Below are 19326 nucleotides of genomic sequence, written 5' to 3'. Positions count from 1 at the left end.
CCAAGGTCAGCCGAACATCGAGTCGATGGCGCGTTCGAACGGCTCGGAGAAACCCAGCCGCGCGGCGATGCTGGACAGCACGTCCTCGGGAAGCAGGTCGACGTCGCCGGAGAGGATGCCGAGCTCCATCTCGTCGAGGCCCAGATCCGCGAAGATCGAGAGGTCCCCGGCGGGAAGGGCGGTGTCCTCGTCCTGGAGGATCGCGTCGAGCTCCTCCTCGTCCGGCACCGGAACGTCGAGGTACTCCAGCACCTGCTCGGCGAGGGGGAAGTCCCAGGAGGCGGCGATGTCGGACAGGAAGACGTCCACCCGCTCGCCGAGAACCCTTAGCGCCACGAAGAACTCATCCCCAACGGCGACCAGACCAATCGTGCCGCTCATGCTCGGCTGCTGGCGCAGGGCATAGATCAGGCCGTCCAGGTCGGAGGTGAGGGCGGTGGGGAGCACCTCCGCCTCCCAGACGTCGTCCTCGCGGTAGACGACGATGGCGAAGTCGAGCGCCTCTTGATCTGACATGGCCATCCCCACCGATGCGTTCTCTCCGGAAGTCAATGCTTTCAGAACCAGCCTGCGAGCGTACGTCTCTCCTACCAAATCGTGATCAAACTCAAAGTGAAAGTGGGTCACATCACGTACGGACCCTGCCGTTATCCCTCACCTCGGCATACCGGATACCGTTGGCCTCCATGGAGACCCTGGTCGTCGACCACCCGCTGGTGGCACACAAACTGACCGTGCTGCGGAACGCGGAGACGGATTCACCCACATTCCGTCGCCTCGCCGACGAGCTCGTGACCCTCCTCGCCTACGAGGCCACCCGGCACGTCCGCGTGACCGACGTGACCGTGCGGACCCCGGTCGCGCCGGCCGAGGGGGTACGGCTGGCTCAGCCGTACCCGCTGGTGGTGCCGATCCTGCGGGCGGGCCTGGGCATGCTGGACGGCATGACGAGGCTGCTGCCGACGGCCGAGGTGGGCTTCCTCGGGATGATCCGCAACGAGTCGACGCTGAAGGCCGAGACCTACGCCACCCGCCTGCCGGACGACCTGTCCGGCCGCCAGGTCTACGTGGTCGACCCCATGCTCGCCACCGGCGGCACCCTGGCCGCGGCCATCGAGTTCCTCTTCGAGCGCGGCGCGGACGACGTGACCGCGCTGTGCCTGCTGGCGGCCCCGGAGGGCATCGCCCACATGGACCGGGCGTTCGCGGGCAGCGGCCGGCCGATCCGCCTGGTCACCGCGGCGGTGGACGAGCGGCTGAACGAGAACGGCTACATCGTCCCGGGCCTCGGCGACGCCGGTGACCGTCTTTACGGGGTCGTCTGAGAAAACTTCCCTTCCGATAGAAGGGACGTTCTGCAGCTTTCGACTCCGTAATGTTACTCTCTGGGTACTCAGAGTAGCGAAAGCGGCTCTTGCGTGCTCCGGTCCGCGAGGGCCGCGGGCGCACACCAGGGAGAACCATGAGCGAGCGAATCACGCCGGGCGCGGAGCCCGACCCGTACGAGGGCGTCAGCGCCACGCTGCGGGCCGAGTTCTCCGGGATCCATCCGGCCGCCACGGTGACCCGCTGCGTGGAGGCGGCGCACTACGGCGCGCTGGAGGTGACCGGCCACGTCCATCCCGGAATGGTGGAGCGGATCGCCCGCAAACATCTCGAGGTCCTCGCGCTCGTCGCGAGCGAGCGCGGGTGACCGAGAAAAAGCCATTCTGTCCGGTTCGCCAGGTCCGTGGAACGCGGCCAGACGTAATGGACCGAAGCGCTTTACCCGGCGAATGGCGTGGGTAATGTATACGGCGGGTGCAGTGGGTCAGCGGTAGCAGGAGGCCGAAGTGCAGGTCAAGAAGGTTCTTACGTACGGCGGTATTGCTTTTGTGGCGTTCTTCCTGTTCACCCGACCAGGTGACGCCGCCAGCACGGTGAGGAGCGCAATGGACACTGTGTACAACGCGGCCGACTCTCTGGCCCAGTTCGTCTCCCATCTCTCATGAGGCTCGTGACCCACGGGGACTCAGCTCCCTCGTCGGTCAACCGCTACCTGCTCCCCCACGAACACCAGGTCATCATGGTGCGGCGTCACCCGGCCGTGCTGCTCCGCCCTGTCGCCGAGGTCTTCGGCGGCCTGATCATCGCCGGACTGCTGAGCAAGTGGTTCGGCGACCAGGGCGGCGGCGCCGCCCTCGTCGTCGTGTGGTGGGCCTGGCTCCTGCTGCTGATCCGCTTCGTCTGGAAGGTGGCGGAGTGGTCGGTCGACTACTTCGTCGTCACGTCCAAGCGGATGCTGCTCACCACGGGCCTGATCACCCGCAAGGTCGACATGATGCCGCTGGGCAAGGTCACCGACATGAGCTTCCAGCGGTCGCTGCTCGGCCGCATGATGGGGTACGGCGAGTTCGTCCTGGAGTCGGCCGGCCAGGACCAGGCCCTGTCGAGGGTCAACTACATCCCCTACCCCGAGACGCTCTACCTCGAGGTGTGCCAGATGCTCTTCCCCGGAGGCAACGACGATGATTAGTGCCTCTTCGTCCTTTGCGGAGGCACGTTAGAGAAGAGTCCACCCGATATTTTTCACGCGGGGTTACCTTATTCGACTGCTTCGTGCAATCATGGCGGGAACATTGACCATCCCCCGCCCTGAGAGATCAGATGCCGAGTCAGGGAACCATCGGTGACCGCGTCCGCGGACTGCGGCTCAGTAGGCGCATGTCTCAGGCCCAGCTGGCCGGGCCTGACCTCTCCGACAGTTACGTCTCTCTCATCGAGTCCGGCAAGCGCACGCCGACCCCGGTGGTCGCGCGCCTCCTCGCCGAACGCCTGGGCTGCACCACCGAGTTCCTGCTGCACGGCATCGAACCGCGTCAGCGCATCGACACCGAACTCGGGCTGCGCCACGCCGAGCTGGAACTGCTCCACGGCGACCCGTCCGTGGCCGCCGAGCGGTTCGGCGAGATCGTCAAGGTGGCCGGCGAGGAGAACGTCCTGCTGGGCGCGCACGCGCGGTTCGGCCGCGCGCGGGCCCTGGAGGCCCGGGGAAGGCTCGGGCCGGCCGTGGAGGCGTTCGAGTGGCTGCGCCGTGAGGCGGCGGCCCATCCCGAGCGTCTGGCGGACCTGCCCCTCACCGTGGCGCTGAGCCGCTGCTACCAGCGTGCCGGAGACATCCTGCGCGCCCGTGACCTGGCCGCCCAGGCGCTCGTCCAGGTGGAGAGGCTCGCGCTGACGCAGGGCGAGGTCGCCGTCGATCTCGCCGCGTCCCTCATGGAGACCGAGAACCCCCGGCAGCCGCGCTCGCCGGGCATGGACTACATCCGCAGGGTGCTGACGGACAACGGCGTGCCCGTCGTGGCCAACCGCACCGCCGAGATCCACGCGCTGTGGCGGGCGAGCCTCGTCGCGGCCGAGGGCGAGGACTCCGCCCTGGCCGTGCACCTGGCCGACGACGCCATCGCGACCGGCCGTCCGGCCCGGATGGCGTTCCGGCTCGCCGGCGTCGCGACGAGCTGGGCGCGGCTGGCCGCGTCCACCGGTGAGGAGTCGCTGGAGCAGGCCCGGGAGCTGGTGACCTCCGCCGGTCGCGTCTTCGCCGCGTTCCCCGGAGCCGTCCACGAGCACGCCCGGAGCCTCGTCGCCCTCGCCCGGGTACGGTTCACCGGCGACGCCCCCGAGGACGCCGCCCGGCTGGCCGCGTCCGTTCTCGCCATGCTGGACGGACAGGCCTGTCCCGTCGCGGCGACCGCGCAGCTCCTTCTCGCGGAGATCGCGCTCGCCCACGGCGACCGCGACGTGCCGGTCATCCTGCACCGGGCCGGCCAGCTGCTCGACGAGCCGCGCCCGGCGGGTTCCGCACCCGACAGGGAGGCGGCACGGGCCTGGCGTGAGCTGGGCGACCTGTACGGACGAGTCGGCGCGGACGAGGAACGCTCTAACGCGTATCGTAAGGCTCTGGAAGCCGCCGGAGTGCGCAGCGCGATGGTGGGGGTGACGGTCGACTCCGCTCTGGCCCGGTAGAGATCGGCGCTCCGCCGAACCTGGATTTGTATTCACGCCTCCGGAATAATTAGGGTCTACCAGTCATTGACTCATAGGATGATTGGTTTCCCCGGAGGAGGCGGACTGTGAGTCTGCGTACGGCGCAGCGTGCGTCCCTCGTCGACCAGGTGATCGATCAGCTCAAGGAGCAGATCACATCGAACTCCTGGCAGATGCACGCGAAAATCCCTACCGAGACCGTGCTCGCCGAACAGCTCGGGGTCGGACGCAACACCGTACGCGAGGCCGTACGAGCTCTCACCCACGCCGGGTTGCTGGAGTGCCGTCAGGGTGACGGCACCTACGTCCGCGCGACGAGTGAGCTTTCGGGAGCCATGCAGCGGAGGCTGCGCGCCGCCGAGCAGCTGGAGATCCTGGAGGTACGGCGTGCCCTGGAGGTCGAGGCCGCCCGCCTGGCGGCGACCCGGCGCACCGACGCCGACATCGCCCGCATCCAGAGCGCGCTGGCCGAGCGCGAGCGGGCATGGGAGTCCGGCGGACCCGAGGCGTTCGTCGAGGCCGACCTCGCCTTCCACATCGCCGTCGTCGAGGCGACCCACAACCGGGTGCTGAGCGACCTCTACGAGGACTTCTCGGCCGCCCTGCGGGCCAGCATCACCGCCGCGGGCACCTCCATCAACAGCACCTACATCCCGCACGAGGCCATCGCCCGCGCCATCGCGGACGGTGACGTGGCCGCCGCGGAACGCGCCGGCCACGCGTGCATGGAGCACATCCTGATCTCCCTGACCGAGGCCCAGGAACTGTCCAACTGATCCGCGGGCCCGGTCGGCGCACCGGATGCGCCCCGTCTCCTCTCCCTTCGGGGAACATCGAGGAGGCGGGGCGCATCCGTGTGTGGTCCGTCGCCGGGAAGTCCCCGGGCGGTGTCACACCGCGCGCAGGGACATCGTGAGGTAGCGGAAGGCGGGATCGGCGTCGCCCGGGACCTCGGTGATGAGCGCCGGGCGGCTGGAGGACTGCATGCTGATCCGGGCGAACTCGGTCTCGACCCCGTTCAGGCCGTCGAGCAGGAAATGCGACTGGAAGGCGATCTGGATGGGGTCACCGGACAGCTCGGCCTCCATGGACTCGGCACCGCGACCGATCTCGCCGCCGCCCGCCTGGAGGAACACCCGGCCGTGGTCGAACGACAGGCGGATCGCGGTGTTGCGCTCGGCGACCAGCCCGACCCGCCTGATCGCCTCGACGAACGGGGCGACCCGCACGTCGGCCCGGATCGGCCAGTCCTCGGTCAGCCGGGACCGGTAGTCGATGAACTGCTCGTCCAGCAGGCGGACCGTGGTGCTGCGGTCGACGCTCTCGAACCCGGCGACGCCGTCGCCCAGCCCGATCGACACCTCGCCCCCGCGCAACGACTTCGCCACCTCGACGAGTGCCCGGGCGGGCACCACGGCGGCCGCGGCCACGTCGGGCCGCTCCGGTCGCCAGTCGAACTCACGGGCCGCGATGCGGTAGCGGTCGGTGGTCGCCATGGTCACGGTCTCGCCGGTGATGTCGATCCGGACGCCGGTCAGCATGGGGAGCGCCTCGTCACGGCTGGCGGCGGGGGCCACCTGGCCGACCGCGCTCGCGAAGACGCCGCCGCCGATCGCGCCGATCCTCGCCGGTGTCGGGGGCAGGGCCGGGAAGTCCTCCACCGGCATGGTGGGCAGGCCGAACTCGGTGTCACCGCAGGTCAGAATCGCCTCGGATCCGCTGGTGACGATCTCCACCGGCTGGGCGGGCAGACTGCGGGTGATCTCCGCGAGGACCCTGCCGGGGACGAGCGCCCGGCCGGGCTCGGCCACGTCGGCCTCGGCCGACACCCGGGCGGAGACCTCGTAGTCGAAGGCGGAGAGCACGAGGTCGTCCCCGGCCTCCAGGAGAAGGCCGGACAGCACCGGAACCGTCGGGCGGCTCGGCAGCGCCCTGGCCGACCAGGCCACGGCGTCGGCCAGGACATCACGGTTAACCCGGAACTTCACCTGATCACCCCTTCGTCCTGAACGGCATGGCGGAATCGCGGGCCGTATCCATCAGAAGGTAGCCGGTGTGACCGACAGAACTCCCGCGAAGCCCATGCGATCCGGTGCTTCCCGGAAGCCGGGCGGCTCCTGGGCGGAGCCGGATGTCTTCGGGGGAACGGATGCCCTTTGCGGGAACGGATGTCCGGTGAGGAGCCGGAGGCCCGGTGAGAGCACCGGGCCGGGTGCTCTCACCGGACGCGTCCTCCGGTCCGGCGTCCGTCTACCGCACGTACACGTTGGGCCGCGGCGGGGTGGCCATGCCGTCCCCGATGAAGAAGCTCGGATGCGGCGGCTGGTTGTAGGCGGTGTTCTGCCAGGCGATCGCCACCCGGTACTGGGTGTCGTGCATGAGCGTGTGGATCCGCCGGTCGGTGACCGCGGTGGTGGTGTGGATCCGGAGCGCCCTGTTGTCGGTGGTCGGCCAGACGACCTCCTCCCGCCAGTCGCCGAAAAGGTCGCCCGACAGCGACGGGGTGGACTTGGTGCCGTTGTTGGAGTGCACGCCGCTCGCGGTCAGCAGGCGGCTCTCGCCGCTCGTGCCGTACTTGTCGATGCGCGTGCCGTCCAGCAGCTCACGGACCGGGTCGGCGTCCCACCAGGCGAGGAAGTTCATCGAGGAGGGCTTGCGGCCGACGTTCCGGCCCCTGGTGTCGTAGACGCCGTCCACGGCCGCCGACCAGGACTCGGCGCCGGGGCTGCCCGCCCACACGTCGGCCGACACGCCGCGGCCGTTGTCGCAGCCGCAGGAGGCGTTGCTCCACAGGGCCCTTCCGGTGGCGGCGTCGGCGAACCACGCGGCGGGCTTGCTCGTGTCCTCGGAGATCTTGAAGACCTCCAGCCCGGCCCGGGAGGGGTCGAGGTCGCCGACGTGCAGCGCGTCGCCGTGCCCGTAGCCGTTATTCCACAGCGCCCGGCCGTTGTCGTCGATCGCCATCGCGCCGAACACGATCTCGTCCTTGCCGTCGGAGTCGACGTCGGCGACCGAGAGGTTGTGGTTGCCCTGGCCGCGGTACTGGCTTCCGGCGCTGTCGCTGTCGAACTTCCACCGCTCGACCAGCGAGCCGTTGCGGAAGTCCCAGGCCGCGATGACGGCGCGGGTGTAGTAGCCGCGCGACATGATCAGAGACGGCCGCGAGCCGTCCAGGTAGGCGGTGGCGGCCAGGAAACGGTCGACGCGGTTGCCGTAGGAGTCCCCCCACGACGAGACCGTGCCGCGCGGCGGGTCGTAGTTCACGGTGGACAGGGCCGCGCCGCTCCGCCCGTCGAACATGGTGAGGTACTCGGGGCCGGACAGGACGTAGCCGCTGGAGTTGCGGTGGTCGGCCGAGGCGTTGCCGATCGTCCGGCCGGCGCCGTCGACCGTGCCGTCGGCGGTCTTCATCGCGACCTCGGCGCGGCCGTCCCCGTCGTAGTCGTAGACCTGGAACTGCGTGTAGTGCGCGCCGGCGCGGATGTTGCGCCCGAGGTCGATCCGCCACATCCGGCTGCCGTCGAGGCGGTAGGCGTCGACGTAGACGTTTCCGGTGTAGCCGGACTGGGAGTTATCCTTGGAGTTGGTCGGGTCCCACTTGAGGACGAACTCGTAGCGGCCGTCGCCGTCGAGGTCTCCCACGCTGGCGTCGTTGGCCGCGTAGGTGTAGGCGACACCGTCCTGGGTGGTGCCGCCGGAGGGCGGCTGGATCGGCACGTCGAGGTAGTTGCCGCCGCCGAAGCGGAGGGAGGCTTCGGAGGCCGCCTGCTCGACGCCGTCGACGACCGGGCGCACGGTGTACGACGCGTCCGCCGCGGCGCCGGCGTCGAAGTGGTTCGTCGAGCCGGTGATGGGGGTGGCGTTGACCTTCGTCCCGCCCCGGTAGAGGTTGAAGGCCACGTTCGCCGGGTCGGTGCCGAGCAGCCGCCACGCGACGAAGTTGCCGGTGCCCGACCGGGCGCTGATCAGTCCCCGGTCGAGGTCCTCCACCTGCCGCGCCCCCGCGGGGGGCGTCGTGGGGGTCGCCGTCGGGGTCACGGTCGGCGTCGCCGTGGGAGTGGCCGTGGGCGTCACGGTCGGCGTCGCGGTGGGGGTGGCCGTGGGACCGGTGGAGCCGGTGCAGGCGACGCCGTTGAGCGCGAACGCCGCCGGGACGGGATTGGCCGAGCCGGTCAGGGAGCCGTTGAACCCGAACGTCGCGGCGGCGCCGGTGGCCAGCGCCGCGTTGTATCCGGCGTCCTTGGCCGTCACCTGGGCGCCGCTCTGGGTGACGGTCGCGTTCCACGCCTGCGTCACCTGCTGTCCGGCGGAGAAACTCCAGGTCAGCGTCCAGCCGTTGACCGGGTCGCCGAGATTGGTCACCTTCACGTCGCCCGTGAAGCCTCCGCCCCACTGGGAGGTGACGGCGTAGTCGACGCGACAGCCCGCCGCGGCGTGCGCCGTGACCGGTTGCAGGCCGGCGGCGAGCGCGACCCCGGCCACCGAACAGGCGGCGAGCGCGTGGCGGAGGGATGGTCCGTGCTGTCTGTGCATTCTTCACCCCTGCGGCTGATCGGATGGAGGCGCTTCGACGACCACGGTGTCGGAAAGCGTTTTCAAAGGCCGATCAAACCGCCATCGGTCGCCGGCGCGCCACCCCTCCGGCCGGGCCGGCGCCGTACGGCGGGCCGGCGCCGCCCCGCACCGCCCCGTGAGCTGCGGCGTTCCGCCGGGCGGCCCGGCCCCGCACCCGGGGGCGGGCCGAAAGTTTCACAGGTCCCGGGCCGCGTCGAGATAGGCCAGGACGGCGAGGACCCTGCGGTTGTCGTCGTCCGACGGGGTGAGGCCGAGCTTGCCGAAGATGCTCGCCGTGTGCTTGCCGACCGCGCTCTCGCTGAGGTACAGGCGCTGGGAGATGGCGGCGTTGGAGCGCCCCTCGGCCATCAGGGACAGCACCTCCCGCTCCCGCGGGGTCAGCGCGCCCAGCGGCTCGTGCCGGGCGTTGCTGGCCAGCAGCTTGGCGATCACCTCGGGGTCCATCGCGGTGCCCCCGCCGGCGACCCGGCGGACCGCGTCGACGAACTGCCCGGCGTTGAACACCCGGTCCTTGAGGAGGTAGCCGATCCCGCCGGAGCCGTCGGCGAGCAGCTCGCGCGCGTACAACTGCTCGACGTGCTGGGACAGCACGAGCACCGGCAGGCCGGAGACCTCCCTGCGGGCGGCCAGCGCGGCCTGGAGGCCCTCGTCGGTGAACGTGGGCGGCAGCCGTACGTCCACCACGGCGACGTCGGGGCGCTCGGCGACCAGCGCCCGCAGCAGCTCGGGGCCGCTCTCGACGGCCGCGACGACCTCGAACCCGTGGGCCTGGAGCAGATGGACCAGGCCCTCCCTCAGCAGGTGGAGGTCCTCGGCGATGACGATTCGCAGGCTCACCCGTCCAACCCTAGGGCCGGGCCGGCCCGTTCGATCAGCCGCCGGTGCGAGTGCGCGGAGGTGATCGCCATGGCCCCGCCGTACATGGTCAGGCCGAGGAGGATGTTGAAGACGATCATCGGCCACTGCCACGGCTCGGGCAGGTGGAGGGCGAGGAACCAGCTCTTCGCGTCGGATCCGAAGATCTTCATGCCCATCGCGACCAGGCCCTGCGGGAACAGGGGGAGCCAGCCCAGCCCCCAGCCCAGGACCAGCACGGCGAGCCGCCAGCCCTTCGGCGCCGGCCCGCCCTCGGGCGCGTCCCCGCTCCCCTCGATCGGGAGGTCGATGGTGGCCGTGGTCGGGCCGCCGGGCGGGCTGTTCAGCGCGAGCACCCCGTCGAAGGCCGCCAGCCGCCGCTCGATCCCGCGCAGGCCGCTGCCCCGGGCGGGGTCGGCGCCTCCCGAGCCGTCGTCGGTGACGGTCACCCGCAGCGACCCGTCCCGGACGCCGATGTCGATCCACACGCGGTCCGCGCCTCCGTGCCGGGCCGCGTTGGTGAGCAGTTCGCTGATCGAGAAGTAGACCGCCGACTCGACGGGCGCGGGGGACCGCCTGCTCAGGTTCGCGGTGACCGTGACCTTCAGCGGGCTGTCCAGCGCCATGGCGCGTACGGCGTCGCCGAGGCCGCGTTCGGCCAGGACCGGCGGGTGGATGCCCCTGACCAGGGCGCGCAACTCGGTGAGCGCCACCGACGACGCCTCGCGCGTCTTGGCGAGCAGGGCCTTGGCCGCCTCGGGGTCCGAGTCCATCAGCTCCTCGACCGCGCCCAGCGTCATGCCCATGGCCACCAGCCGCGCCTGTGCGCCGTCGTGCAGGTCGCGCTCGATCCGCCGCAGCTCGGCCGCCTGGGAGTCGGCCGTCTCCGTCCTGAGCTGGTCGAGCCGCCGGACCCGCCCGGCCAGGACGGACCTGGCGGTGGGCGCGAGGCACAGGCGGGTCCACCAGCCGTAGAGGCGCAGCAGCCAGGGCACTGCGGCCACCCCGGCCACGGCGACGACGACTCCCGACGGCACCGTCAGGGGTGTCCAGCGCCCCAGCAGGTCCAGGCCGCACCAGACCGCGGCGAGGGGCAGCAACAGCAGGCTTCCGCCGACGATCGGGTTCAGGGAGAGCCAGGCCAGATCCCGCCAGGTGGCCGGGTCGGTGAACATCCACTTCCAGCGCTCGTGCCACGCGGGCCACCGCGGCGTCTTGTAGAGCTGGCGCTCGTAGCGGTACCAGCCGTCGGGCTGGGGCCGGGGAGGGGGCGGGGGCGGCAGGTAGGGCGGTTCCGTCGCGACGCCCAGCCACGTGCCGGTCAGACGTCTGGCGAGCATGGCGCGGCGCCTGACCAGACCGACCATGGGCAGGAAGAAGAAGACCAGGCCCAGAGAGGCGAGAACGGCGGTCACCAGGGCCGCCGCGAGCAGGAGGACGTCAGTCAGGGCCATGCCTCCCAGCGCCAGGGCCCGGCCGAGGGTCACCGCGTGTCGTCTCATGTCTGACAGTGTGGACGATCGGCGCCGCCGGCCCAATGACGCCGGCCGCACTCCGCGGGGTGTGGCTGGGTACACCCCGCCGGGTGCCCAGATGGATTCCGCCTGATCCGCCGGATTCCTAACGTCGTCGTCATGAAGGTCATCGAAGTCAGCGATCTCCGCAAGGGATACCGCGGCAGGAACGTGGTGGACGGCGTCTCGTTCACCGTCGAGGAGGGCGAGATCTTCGGCGTCCTCGGCCCCAACGGCGCGGGCAAGACCACCACCGTCGAGTGCGTGGCGGGCCTGCGCGTCCCCGACTCCGGCACCGTACGGGTGCTCGGCGGCCTGGACCGCGCCGAGATCAGGAGGCATCTGGGCGTGCAGCTGCAGAGCTCCGCGCTCCCGGACAAGATCAAGGTGTGGGAGGCGCTCGACCTGTACGCCTCCTTCTACCCGGCGCCCGCCGACACCGACGAGCTGCTGGAGCGGGTCGGGCTCACCGCCAGGCGGGACGCCCACTACGGCAAGCTCTCCGGCGGCCAGCAGCAGCGGCTGTCCATCGCCCTGGCGCTGGTCGGCCGGCCCCGCGTGGCGATCCTCGACGAGCTGACCACGGGCCTGGACCCGCAGGCCCGCCGCGACACCTGGGAGCTCATCGAGCAGGTCCGCGCCGACGGGGTGACGATCGTGCTGGTCACCCACTTCATGGAGGAGGCCGAACGGCTCTGCGACCGGCTCGCGCTGATCGACGCGGGCAAGGTGGTGGCCCTCGACAGCCCGGAGGGGCTGGTGTCGCGGATCGGCAGCCCGCAGCGCGTACGGTTCCGGCCCTCCCGCCCGTTCGACGACGCGGCGCTCCGGGCCCTGCCGGAGGTGACCGGGGTGCGGCACGAGGGAGGCCGGATCGAGGTCTCCGGCACCGGCGACCTCCTCCCCGCGGTCGTCTCCGTCCTGTCCGCCGCCGGTGTCACGCCCGCCGACCTGCGGGTCGATCAGGCCGGGCTCGACGACGCCTTCCTCGCACTGACCGGAAAGAAGATCTCCGCATGAACAAGATGATCATCACCGAGGCCAAGCTCTTCCTCCGCGATCCGGCCGGGCCGATCTTCGCCATCCTGCTTCCGCTGGCGCTCCTGCTGGGGCTGGGCAGCATCCCCGGCTTCGGCGAGCCGGACCCGGCGATGGGCGGGCAGCGGGTCATCGACACCCAGCTCCCCGGCATGATGGTGATCCTGTCGGTGGCCACGATGGCGCTGTCGGTGCTGCCGGGCACGCTGGTCGCCTACCGGGAGAGGGGCGTGCTGCGCCGCCTGTCCACCACCCCGGTAAGCCCGGTCCGGCTGCTGGTCGCCCAGGTGGTGAACAACCTCGTGGTGGCGATCGTCGCCACCGCCCTGCTGATCACGCTGGGCCACCTGTTCCTCGGCGTGGCCGTGCCCGGGAACCTCCCGGCGTTCGCGGTCGTGTTCGTGCTCGGCACCGCCTCGGTGTTCGGCCTCGGCCTGCTGATCGCCGCGGTCGCGCCCAACGCGAAGGTCGCGCCCGGGATCGGCTCGCTGCTGATGTTCCCGCTGCTGTTCATGGCGGGCATGTGGATCCCCCGCGAGCTGATGCCGGACCTGCTCCGGCGGATCGGCGACTTCCTGCCGATGGCTCCGTTCGGCCAGGCGATCCGCGACACCTGGGCGGGCCACGCGCCGCAGCCGCTGCACCTGGCGGTGATGGCGGTGACCGTACTGGTCACGGGCGCGGTGGCGGCACGGCTGTTCCGGTGGGAGTGACGCGGACGGGCACCGGCGACGCCGCCCGGGTACGGCGCCGGTGTCCGGATCACGGCACCCGGACTGCGCCGGCCGGGTCACGGCGGCCCGGGGCCGCGGGCCGGGTGGCGCCGTTGACGGTCAGCATGATCGAGTAGAGCGAGGTGGTGGCGGTGACGAACAGCAGGTTGCGCTTGGCGCCGCCGAAGCACAGGTTGGACACCGCCTCGGGGAAGCGGATCTTCCCGATCAGCGTGCCGTCCGGGTCGAAGCAGTGCACGCCGTCCCCGGCCGCGGCCCAGATCCGCCCGCCGGTGTCCACGCGGAGGCCGTCGAAGACCCCGGAGGAGCAGGTGGCGAGCACCGTGCCGCCCGTGAGCGCGCCGTCCTCGCCCACCTCGAACGCCCGCAGGTGACCGGCCCTGGTGTCGACGACGTAGAGCACCGACTCGTCGGGGGAGAACGCCAGTCCGTTGGGGCGGACGAAGTCGTCGGCCACGATCGCGGCCTCCCCGGTGACCGGGTCCACCCGGTAGACGTGGCAGGCGCCGATCTCGCTCTCCGCCCGGTGCCCCTCGTAGTCGCTGTCGATGCCGTAGGACGGATCGGTGAACCAGACCGAGCCGTCCGACCGCACCACCACGTCGTTGGGGCTGTTCAGCCTCCGCCCCCGCCACCGGTCGGCGATGACCGTGACGGAGCCGTCGTGCTCGGTCCTGGTGACCCGGCGGTTCCCCTGCTCGCAGGAGACCAGCCGGCCCTCGCGGTCGACGGTGTGGCCGTTGGCGTGACCGGCGGGCTGCCGGAACGTGCCGACCGCGCCGGTCGTCTCGTCCCAGCGGAGCATCCGGTCGTTGGGGATGTCGCTCCAGAGCAGGTACCGGCCCGCGGGGAAGTAGACCGGGCCCTCAGCCCAGCGGCAGCCCGTGGCGAGCCGCTCGATGCGGTCGTCGCCCCGGCACGCCCGGAACCGGTCGTCCAGGACCTCGAACCGCGCCTCGATCACTTCCATGTCACACCTTCCGAATCGAATCCTGTGTGAACCTAATCTCACAGGACACCATTCGGTCAAGTGACGAAATACAGACTGTGGTTCGGCACTACGATGTCATCGTGGACGACATCGACCGCGAACTCCTCGCCCTGCTCCAGGCCGACGCCACCCAGTCCTACGCGGCGCTCGGCGAGGCCGTCGGGCTGTCCAGCGGCGCCACCCACGAGCGAGTGCGCAAGCTCCGCCGGCGCGGAGTGATCAGACGGACCTCGGTGGAGGTCGACCCGGCGGCGGTGGGCAAGGGCGTGGCCGCGTTCGTGATGATCGACGCCAACGCGTGGGTGGGCGGCACGGAGACGGCGGAGGCGCTGGCCGCGCTCCCCTGGATCGAGGAGGCCCACGTCGTCGCCGGATCCGCCTCGCTGCTCGTGAAGGTGCGCACCTCCAGCACCGAGGACCTGCAGGCCGTGCTGAGACACCTGCACGAGGTGCCCGGCGTCACCGGCACCCGGACCGTGGTGGTGCTGGAGACCTTCTTCGAGCGCCCCCCCGACCCCCGCGGCGACCGGCCCTAACGCTCCCGGGGCACCTCGGATCCGCGGTCGTAGGACTCGCGGGCGGCGCGCACCTGCTCGATGTGACTCTCGGCCCACGACTTGATGGCCCGCATGACCGGCTGGAGGTCCCGGCCGAGGTCGGTGAGGGCGTAGTCGACGCGGACCGGAACCGGTCACGCATCCGGCCGCCCGGATCGTCACGCGCCCGGCCGTCCGGCCGCGGTCGCGGCTCCGGTCTCTCCGGTCCCGGGGGCTCCCGCCTCGCGGTATCGCTGCGGGCTGACGCCGAGCACGCGCTTGAAGGCGGCACTGAGAGCGAACGGACCGCCGTAGCCGACCTTCCGGGCCACCGCGCCGACGGTGGCGTCGGTCTCGCGCAGCAGGTCGGCGGCCAGGGCCAGCCGCCAGCCGGTGAGGAACGTCATGGGCGGCTCGCCGACCAGTTCGGTGAAGCGGCGTGCCAGCGACGCCCGGGACACTCCGGTCCCGGCGGCCAGCCCGGCCACGGTCCAGGGGTGGGCCGGGTCGTTGTGGATCATCCGCAGCGCGCGGCCGACCACCGGGTCGGCGTGCGCCCGGTACCAGGCCGGGGCCTCCGCCTCGGGCCGGGAGAACCACGTCCGCAGCACGGTGATGAGGAGCAGGTCGAGCAGCCGGTCGAGGACGGCCTCCTGGCCCGGGTCGTCTTTGACGATCTCCCGGTCGAGCAGCGCGGTCAGGGGATGGTCGCGGGCCTCCCCCGGGAGGACCAGCATCGGCGGCAGCGCCGCGAGCAGACGCCCGCTGACCTCCCCTCGCAGCTGGTAGGTGCCGGTGAGCAGCACCGTCGATCCGCCGGGGCCGTTGCCCCAGGTGCGCACGCCGAGGCCCATCTCCTCCTCCAGCGGCTCGCCGCCCAGGGTGGTGCAGCGCTGGCCCGGATGGATCACCACCTGCCAGGGGGTGGCCGGGTCGTCGGTGACCGTGTAGGGCTCGGGCCCGCGCGCTATCGCGACGTCCCCCGCGTCCAGCCGTACGGCCTCACCGTCGTCGGGGATCATCCACGCCCGGCCCCGCGTCACGGTGACCAGGGTGAGCGGCGCCTCATCCTGGATCCGCAGGGACCACGGGGGATCCAGGATCGAGCGCAGCAGGAAGGCCCGGTGGGCCCGCGGCCCGTCCAGCAGCCCGGCGAGTGCGTCCATGGCGCCATCCTAGACGCCTGAATATGAAATAATATCTTCCAAACATTAAGGGTCTCACCCGGGGTGCTTCACCGAAGTCGGAGATGACTTGGGATCCGGGGCCCGGACGAGGCGGACGCCGGGCGGCGGACCGGCCCGAGGCGCATGGCCCGACCGGCGACAGCCGAGGCCGTCGACGCCGGCCTGATCCACCGCTCGCCACGGAGTCCGATGGAGGGGCGCCGCCCGCGACGGAGGCGGCGCCGCTCATGACGCATGGTCCGCAGGGTCACTAGTGCACTCACTTCCCAAGGTAGACGATCGAATATGGGAGTGAGCTTTTCCGCCATGGAAAGTCTCATCGAGTGATATTTGACTGGGGACATGCAGAAGACGACGGTGATTGTGGGCGGCACGGGCAAGACCGGCCGCAGAGTGGCCGCGCGGCTCGCGGCCCGGGGCCTGCCGATGCGGGCCGTCTCTCGCTCGGCCGCGCTCCCGTTCGACTGGGAGGAGCCGGCTACCTGGGCCCCCGCGCTGCGGGGTGCGGAGGCGGTGTACGTGACCTACCAGCCGGACCTGGCCGCCCCCGGATCGGTGGATACGATCGGCGCGTTCGCCCGTCTGGCGGCGGGAAGCGGGGTCCGGCGACTGGTTCTGCTGTCGGGCCGGGGTGAGGAGGAGGCCCGCGGCTGCGAGCGGGAGGTGGAGGCGTGCGGCGCCGACTGGACGATCCTGCGGGCGAGCTGGTTCTCCCAGAATTTCAGCGAGCACCACCTGCTGGGACCGGTGCTCGACGGAGTGATCGCCCTGCCGGCCGGAACGGTGGCGGAGCCGTTCGTCGACGCCGAGGACATCGCGGACGTCGCCGTCGCGGCGCTGACACAGGACGGCCACGCGGGCCGGATCCACGAGCTGACCGGTCCCCGCCTGCTCACCTTCGCCGACGCGGCGCGGGAGATCACCAAGGCGGCGGGCAGGGACGTCCGGTACGTCCCGGTCTCCACACAGGAGTACGCCGCCGGGCTCGTGGGGCAGGGCGTACCGGCCGGGGAGGCGGCCATGCTGGCAGGCCTGTTCGCCAAGGTCCTGGACGGGCGCAACGCCCACCTCACCGACGACGTCCGGCGCGTCCTGGGCAGGGAGCCCCGTGACTTCACCGGCTACGCCCGCGAGACCGCCGCGACCGGCGTCTGGAACGTCTGACCGCACCTGGCCACGCCGGATCGTCCGGGCACCGGAGACCCGCGCCGCCGAAGCGGCCCGCGCCCGCCCGGCCCGTACGGGGCGGGCCCGCGCCCACTCCCGAAGGGGCCGCCTCCCGTGCGGACGTCCGAACCCTGTTCATGGAGAAAGCGATGTTCGAGTTGTTCAGAAGCGCCGCCCTGGTCGCGTCCACCCTCGCCATGGGCCTCACGGCCGGCCTGTTCGCCGCCTTCGCCTACGCGGTCATGCCCGGCCTGGGCCGCGGCGGCGACCGTACCTTCGTCGAGGCCATGCGGCAGATCAACGTGGCCATCCTCAACGGCTGGTTCGCCCTCGCCTTCGGCGGCGCGCTGGTGCTGACCCTGCTGGCGGCGGCGCTGCACCTGCGCGGGGACGGCCGGGGCGCGCTGCCCTGGATCGTGGCCGCCCTCCTGCTGTACGGCCTCGTCCTGGCCGTCACCTTCGCGGTCAGCGTGCCGCTCAACGACCGGCTCGCCGCGGCCGGAACCGGTGATCTCGCGGCGGCGCGCGAGCAGTTCGAGGCGGCGTGGGTGCGCTGGAACGTCGTCCGCGCGGCGTCGTCGACGGCGGCCTTCGGCTGCCTCGCCTGGGCCCTGGTGGTCCACGGGGCGTCGGCCGCCCCGGGCGTAGGGGCGTAGGGGCGGAGCGCACGGGGGCCGCCCGGATCGGATCACGCGGGGCATCGCGGAGACCGTCCGGGCGACGTGGGAAAGGGCCGCACGGCGGGATGCCGGAGGCCCGGCGGGCGCGCCGGGCCTCCGGGAACGACGCCGGGAGAACGCCCGGCGACGGAAAACCCTTCGACGCCGCGGCCGGCCCCTTCCTAAGATGACCGGCATGGCTTCGCCCCGGATCTCCTAGCTCGGACACAGGTTCCGCGTCCTTCCTGTGTCCTTGAGCGAATCCGGAGCGTATCTCCATGCTTACCGTAAGCGATGTCCATGTCCGCGTCGGCGCCCGCACCCTGCTCTCCGACGCCTCCTTCCGCGTCTCCCCCGGCGACAGGATCGGCCTGGTCGGCCGGAACGGCGCCGGCAAGACCACGCTGACGAGGATCCTCGCCGGTGAGGAGCAGCCCGCCGCCGGCACCGTGACCGTCGTCGGTTCCGTCGGGCACCTTCCCCAGGACCCCCGGACGGGCGACCTCGGCGTCACCGCGCGGGACCGCATCCTGTCCGCCCGCGGCCTCGACGAGGTCGTCCGCTCGCTGCGCGCCGCCGAGCTCGCGATGGCCTCGGACGACCGGACGGCCCGGGAGAGGGCGATGCGGGCCTACGCCCGCGCCGAGGAGGAGTTCCTCGCCCGCGGCGGGTACGCCACGGAGGCCGAGGCCGCCCAGGCGGCGTCCGGCCTCGGACTGCCCGGCCGGGTGCTCGCCCAGCCGCTGGGCACCCTGTCCGGCGGGCAGCGCAGAAGGGTCGAGCTGGCCCGCGTCCTGTTCGCCGGCCACGACACGCTGCTCCTCGACGAACCCACCAACCACCTCGACGCCGACTCGATCGGGTGGCTGCGCGACTTCCTCGCCTCCTACCGGGGCGGGCTGATCATGATCAGCCACGACACCGGACTGCTGGAGGCGACCGTCAACCGGGTCTTCCACCTGGACGCCGACCGCGCCGTCATCGACGTCCACAACGTCGGCTGGCGCGCGTACCTCACCCAGCGCGAGACCGACGAGCGGCGGCGCAGGCGCGAACGGGTGAACGCCGAACGCAAGGCCGGCTCCCTCCTCGCCCAGGCGGACAGGATGCGCGCCAGCGTCGGTACGGCGAGCGCGGCGAAGAACATGGCCCGCCGGGCCCACCGCATGCTCTCCGACCTCGAACCCGAACGGCGCGCCGCCAAGGTCGCCCGGATCCGGCTGCCCGAACCGGCCTCCTGCGGCAGGACCCCCCTCACCGCGACCGGCCTGTCCAAGTCCTACGGCTCGCTGGAGGTCTTCACCGGCGTCGACCTGGCCGTGGACCGCGGCAGCCGGGTGGTCGTCCTGGGCCTGAACGGCGCGGGCAAGACGACCCTGCTGCGGATCCTGGCGGGACGCGAGCGGCCCGACACCGGCGCGGTCGTCCACGGGCACGGGCTCCGCCTGGGCTACTACGCCCAGGAGCACGAAACGCTGGACCTCACACGTTCGGTCCGGGAGAACCTGGCGGGCACCGCGCCGCACCTCACCGACGGCGAGGCCCGGCGGATCCTCGGCTCGTTCCTGTTCTCCGGCGACGACGCCGGCAAGCCGGCGGGAGTGCTGTCCGGTGGGGAGAGGACCCGGCTCGCCCTGGCCACGCTGGTCTGCTCCAGCGCCAACGTGCTGCTGCTCGACGAGCCCACCAACAACCTCGACCCGGCCTCCCGGCAGGAGATCCTCGGCGCGATCCGCGGCTACCGCGGGGCCATCGTGCTCGTCACCCATGACGAGGGAGCGGTCGATGCGCTCGAACCCGACCGGGTCCTGCTGCTGCCCGACGGCGTCGAGGACCTCTGGTCGCCCGGCTACGCCGGCCTGGTGCCGCTCGACTGACGGGAGCCGCCGGGTCGGCTGTTCGGGCGGCGGACTCGGTGCCTGTGGCCGCCGGTGAGTGAGCGCTCTGCCCCGCCGTCCCGCCGCCCGGTCCCGTCCCGCCTCCCGGCGCACACACCCGGAGGCGGGACGGAGCCCTGGGGCGGGGAGGCCGGATGAACGGCCGC

At 71.7% G+C, this 19326-nt stretch carries 19 protein-coding genes and 1 pseudogene; 12 read left to right on the top strand and 8 right to left on the bottom strand.

All coding sequences use genetic code 11. From position 1 onward, the window contains the following. Nucleotides 1-6 precede the first annotated feature (6 nt). Nucleotides 7-516, bottom strand: coding sequence for a tRNA adenosine deaminase-associated protein (locus AB0D67_RS11560; RefSeq protein WP_362744539.1), 510 nt, complete (start codon nt 514-516; stop codon nt 7-9). A 170-nt stretch (nt 517-686) separates the two neighbouring features. Between AB0D67_RS11560 and upp the strand changes: the two genes are divergently transcribed. The 6 genes from upp (at nt 687) to AB0D67_RS11530 (ending at nt 4802) form a co-directional block, all read left to right on the top strand. Continuing rightward, nucleotides 687-1325, top strand: a complete 639-nt coding sequence (gene upp / locus AB0D67_RS11555; RefSeq protein ID WP_362932565.1) for a uracil phosphoribosyltransferase — start codon at nt 687-689, stop codon at nt 1323-1325. A 137-nt stretch (nt 1326-1462) separates the two neighbouring features. Beyond that, on the top strand, nt 1463-1693 hold the full coding sequence (locus tag AB0D67_RS11550; RefSeq protein ID WP_362932563.1) for a hypothetical protein: 231 nt from the start codon (nt 1463-1465) through the stop codon (nt 1691-1693). Between the two features lie 139 nt (nt 1694-1832). Beyond that, nucleotides 1833-1991: a hypothetical protein gene (locus tag AB0D67_RS11545; protein WP_179821737.1), complete on the top strand. Its 159-nt coding sequence runs from the start codon at nt 1833-1835 to the stop codon at nt 1989-1991. After that, on the top strand, nt 1988-2515 hold the full coding sequence (locus AB0D67_RS11540; RefSeq protein ID WP_362932561.1) for a PH domain-containing protein: 528 nt from the start codon (nt 1988-1990) through the stop codon (nt 2513-2515). Before AB0D67_RS11545 ends, AB0D67_RS11540 begins: the two co-directional genes overlap by 4 nt. Before the next feature lie 131 nt (nt 2516-2646). Next, entirely contained in the window at nt 2647-4005 is a 1359-nt protein-coding gene (locus AB0D67_RS11535; RefSeq protein ID WP_362932559.1) for a helix-turn-helix transcriptional regulator, read from the top strand. 107 nt (nt 4006-4112) lie between these two features. Next, nucleotides 4113-4802: a FadR/GntR family transcriptional regulator gene (locus AB0D67_RS11530; RefSeq protein ID WP_362932557.1), complete on the top strand. Its 690-nt coding sequence runs from the start codon at nt 4113-4115 to the stop codon at nt 4800-4802. A 114-nt stretch (nt 4803-4916) separates the two neighbouring features. On the opposite strand, the gene dnaN is transcribed toward AB0D67_RS11530, so the two are convergent. The 4 genes from dnaN to AB0D67_RS11510 all read right to left on the bottom strand — a co-directional run bounded on the left by dnaN (nt 4917) and on the right by AB0D67_RS11510 (nt 10958). Beyond that, nucleotides 4917-6014, bottom strand: a complete 1098-nt coding sequence (gene dnaN / locus AB0D67_RS11525) for a DNA polymerase III subunit beta (protein ID WP_362932555.1) — start codon at nt 6012-6014, stop codon at nt 4917-4919. A gap of 262 nt (nt 6015-6276) precedes the next feature. Then, nucleotides 6277-8559, bottom strand: coding sequence for a cellulose binding domain-containing protein (locus tag AB0D67_RS11520; protein ID WP_362932552.1), 2283 nt, complete (start codon nt 8557-8559; stop codon nt 6277-6279). A 216-nt stretch (nt 8560-8775) separates the two neighbouring features. Next, on the bottom strand, nt 8776-9432 hold the full coding sequence (locus AB0D67_RS11515; protein ID WP_362932820.1) for a response regulator transcription factor: 657 nt from the start codon (nt 9430-9432) through the stop codon (nt 8776-8778). 2 nt (nt 9433-9434) lie between these two features. After that, entirely contained in the window at nt 9435-10958 is a 1524-nt protein-coding gene (locus AB0D67_RS11510) for a sensor histidine kinase (protein WP_362932550.1), read from the bottom strand. Nucleotides 10959-11090: 132 nt separating this feature from the next. On the opposite strand from AB0D67_RS11510, the gene AB0D67_RS11505 reads away from it, so the two are divergent. Both AB0D67_RS11505 and AB0D67_RS11500 read left to right on the top strand, forming a co-directional pair. Then, nucleotides 11091-11990 carry an ABC transporter ATP-binding protein gene (locus tag AB0D67_RS11505; protein ID WP_362932548.1) on the top strand — a complete coding sequence of 300 codons (900 nt, stop codon included), beginning with the start codon at nt 11091-11093 and terminating at the stop codon, nt 11988-11990. Continuing rightward, entirely contained in the window at nt 11987-12721 is a 735-nt protein-coding gene (locus AB0D67_RS11500) for an ABC transporter permease (RefSeq protein ID WP_362932546.1), read from the top strand. The genes AB0D67_RS11505 and AB0D67_RS11500 overlap by 4 nt, the downstream gene beginning before the upstream one ends. A gap of 49 nt (nt 12722-12770) precedes the next feature. Here AB0D67_RS11500 and AB0D67_RS11495 read toward each other — a convergent pair whose 3' ends face one another. Further along, entirely contained in the window at nt 12771-13712 is a 942-nt protein-coding gene (locus AB0D67_RS11495; RefSeq protein ID WP_362932544.1) for an SMP-30/gluconolactonase/LRE family protein, read from the bottom strand. Between the two features lie 101 nt (nt 13713-13813). On the opposite strand from AB0D67_RS11495, the gene AB0D67_RS11490 reads away from it, so the two are divergent. Next, on the top strand, nt 13814-14269 hold the full coding sequence (locus AB0D67_RS11490) for an Lrp/AsnC family transcriptional regulator (RefSeq protein WP_362932542.1): 456 nt from the start codon (nt 13814-13816) through the stop codon (nt 14267-14269). Here the strand turns inward: AB0D67_RS11490 and AB0D67_RS11485 are convergent. Both AB0D67_RS11485 and AB0D67_RS11480 read right to left on the bottom strand, forming a co-directional pair. After that, nucleotides 14266-14409 (bottom strand): annotated as a pseudogene (locus AB0D67_RS11485) (winged helix-turn-helix transcriptional regulator); the annotation flags it as partial. The gene AB0D67_RS11490 and the pseudogene AB0D67_RS11485 sit on opposite strands and share 4 nt — an antisense overlap. 39 nt (nt 14410-14448) lie before the next feature. Continuing rightward, nucleotides 14449-15435, bottom strand: coding sequence for an AraC family transcriptional regulator (locus AB0D67_RS11480; RefSeq protein WP_362932540.1), 987 nt, complete (start codon nt 15433-15435; stop codon nt 14449-14451). A 363-nt stretch (nt 15436-15798) separates the two neighbouring features. Here AB0D67_RS11480 and AB0D67_RS11475 point away from each other — a divergent pair, with 363 nt between their 5' ends. The 3 genes from AB0D67_RS11475 (at nt 15799) to AB0D67_RS11465 (ending at nt 19159) form a co-directional block, all read left to right on the top strand. Then, nucleotides 15799-16620: an NAD(P)H-binding protein gene (locus AB0D67_RS11475; RefSeq protein ID WP_362932538.1), complete on the top strand. Its 822-nt coding sequence runs from the start codon at nt 15799-15801 to the stop codon at nt 16618-16620. A gap of 152 nt (nt 16621-16772) precedes the next feature. Then, a complete protein-coding gene (locus AB0D67_RS11470; protein WP_362932536.1) occupies nt 16773-17279 on the top strand; it encodes an anthrone oxygenase family protein in 507 nt (168 codons plus the stop codon). Nucleotides 17280-17560: 281 nt separating this feature from the next. After that, complete coding sequence (locus AB0D67_RS11465) at nt 17561-19159, top strand: ABC-F family ATP-binding cassette domain-containing protein (RefSeq protein WP_362932534.1); 1599 nt, start codon at nt 17561-17563, stop codon at nt 19157-19159. Nucleotides 19160-19326 lie beyond the last annotated feature (167 nt).

This window comes from Streptosporangium sp. NPDC048047 (assembly GCF_040653115.1).
In the GTDB taxonomy this organism is placed as follows: domain Bacteria; phylum Actinomycetota; class Actinomycetes; order Streptosporangiales; family Streptosporangiaceae; genus Streptosporangium.
The sequence above is the reverse complement of the archived record's forward strand: the minus strand, read 5'-3'. Positions and strand labels throughout refer to the sequence as shown.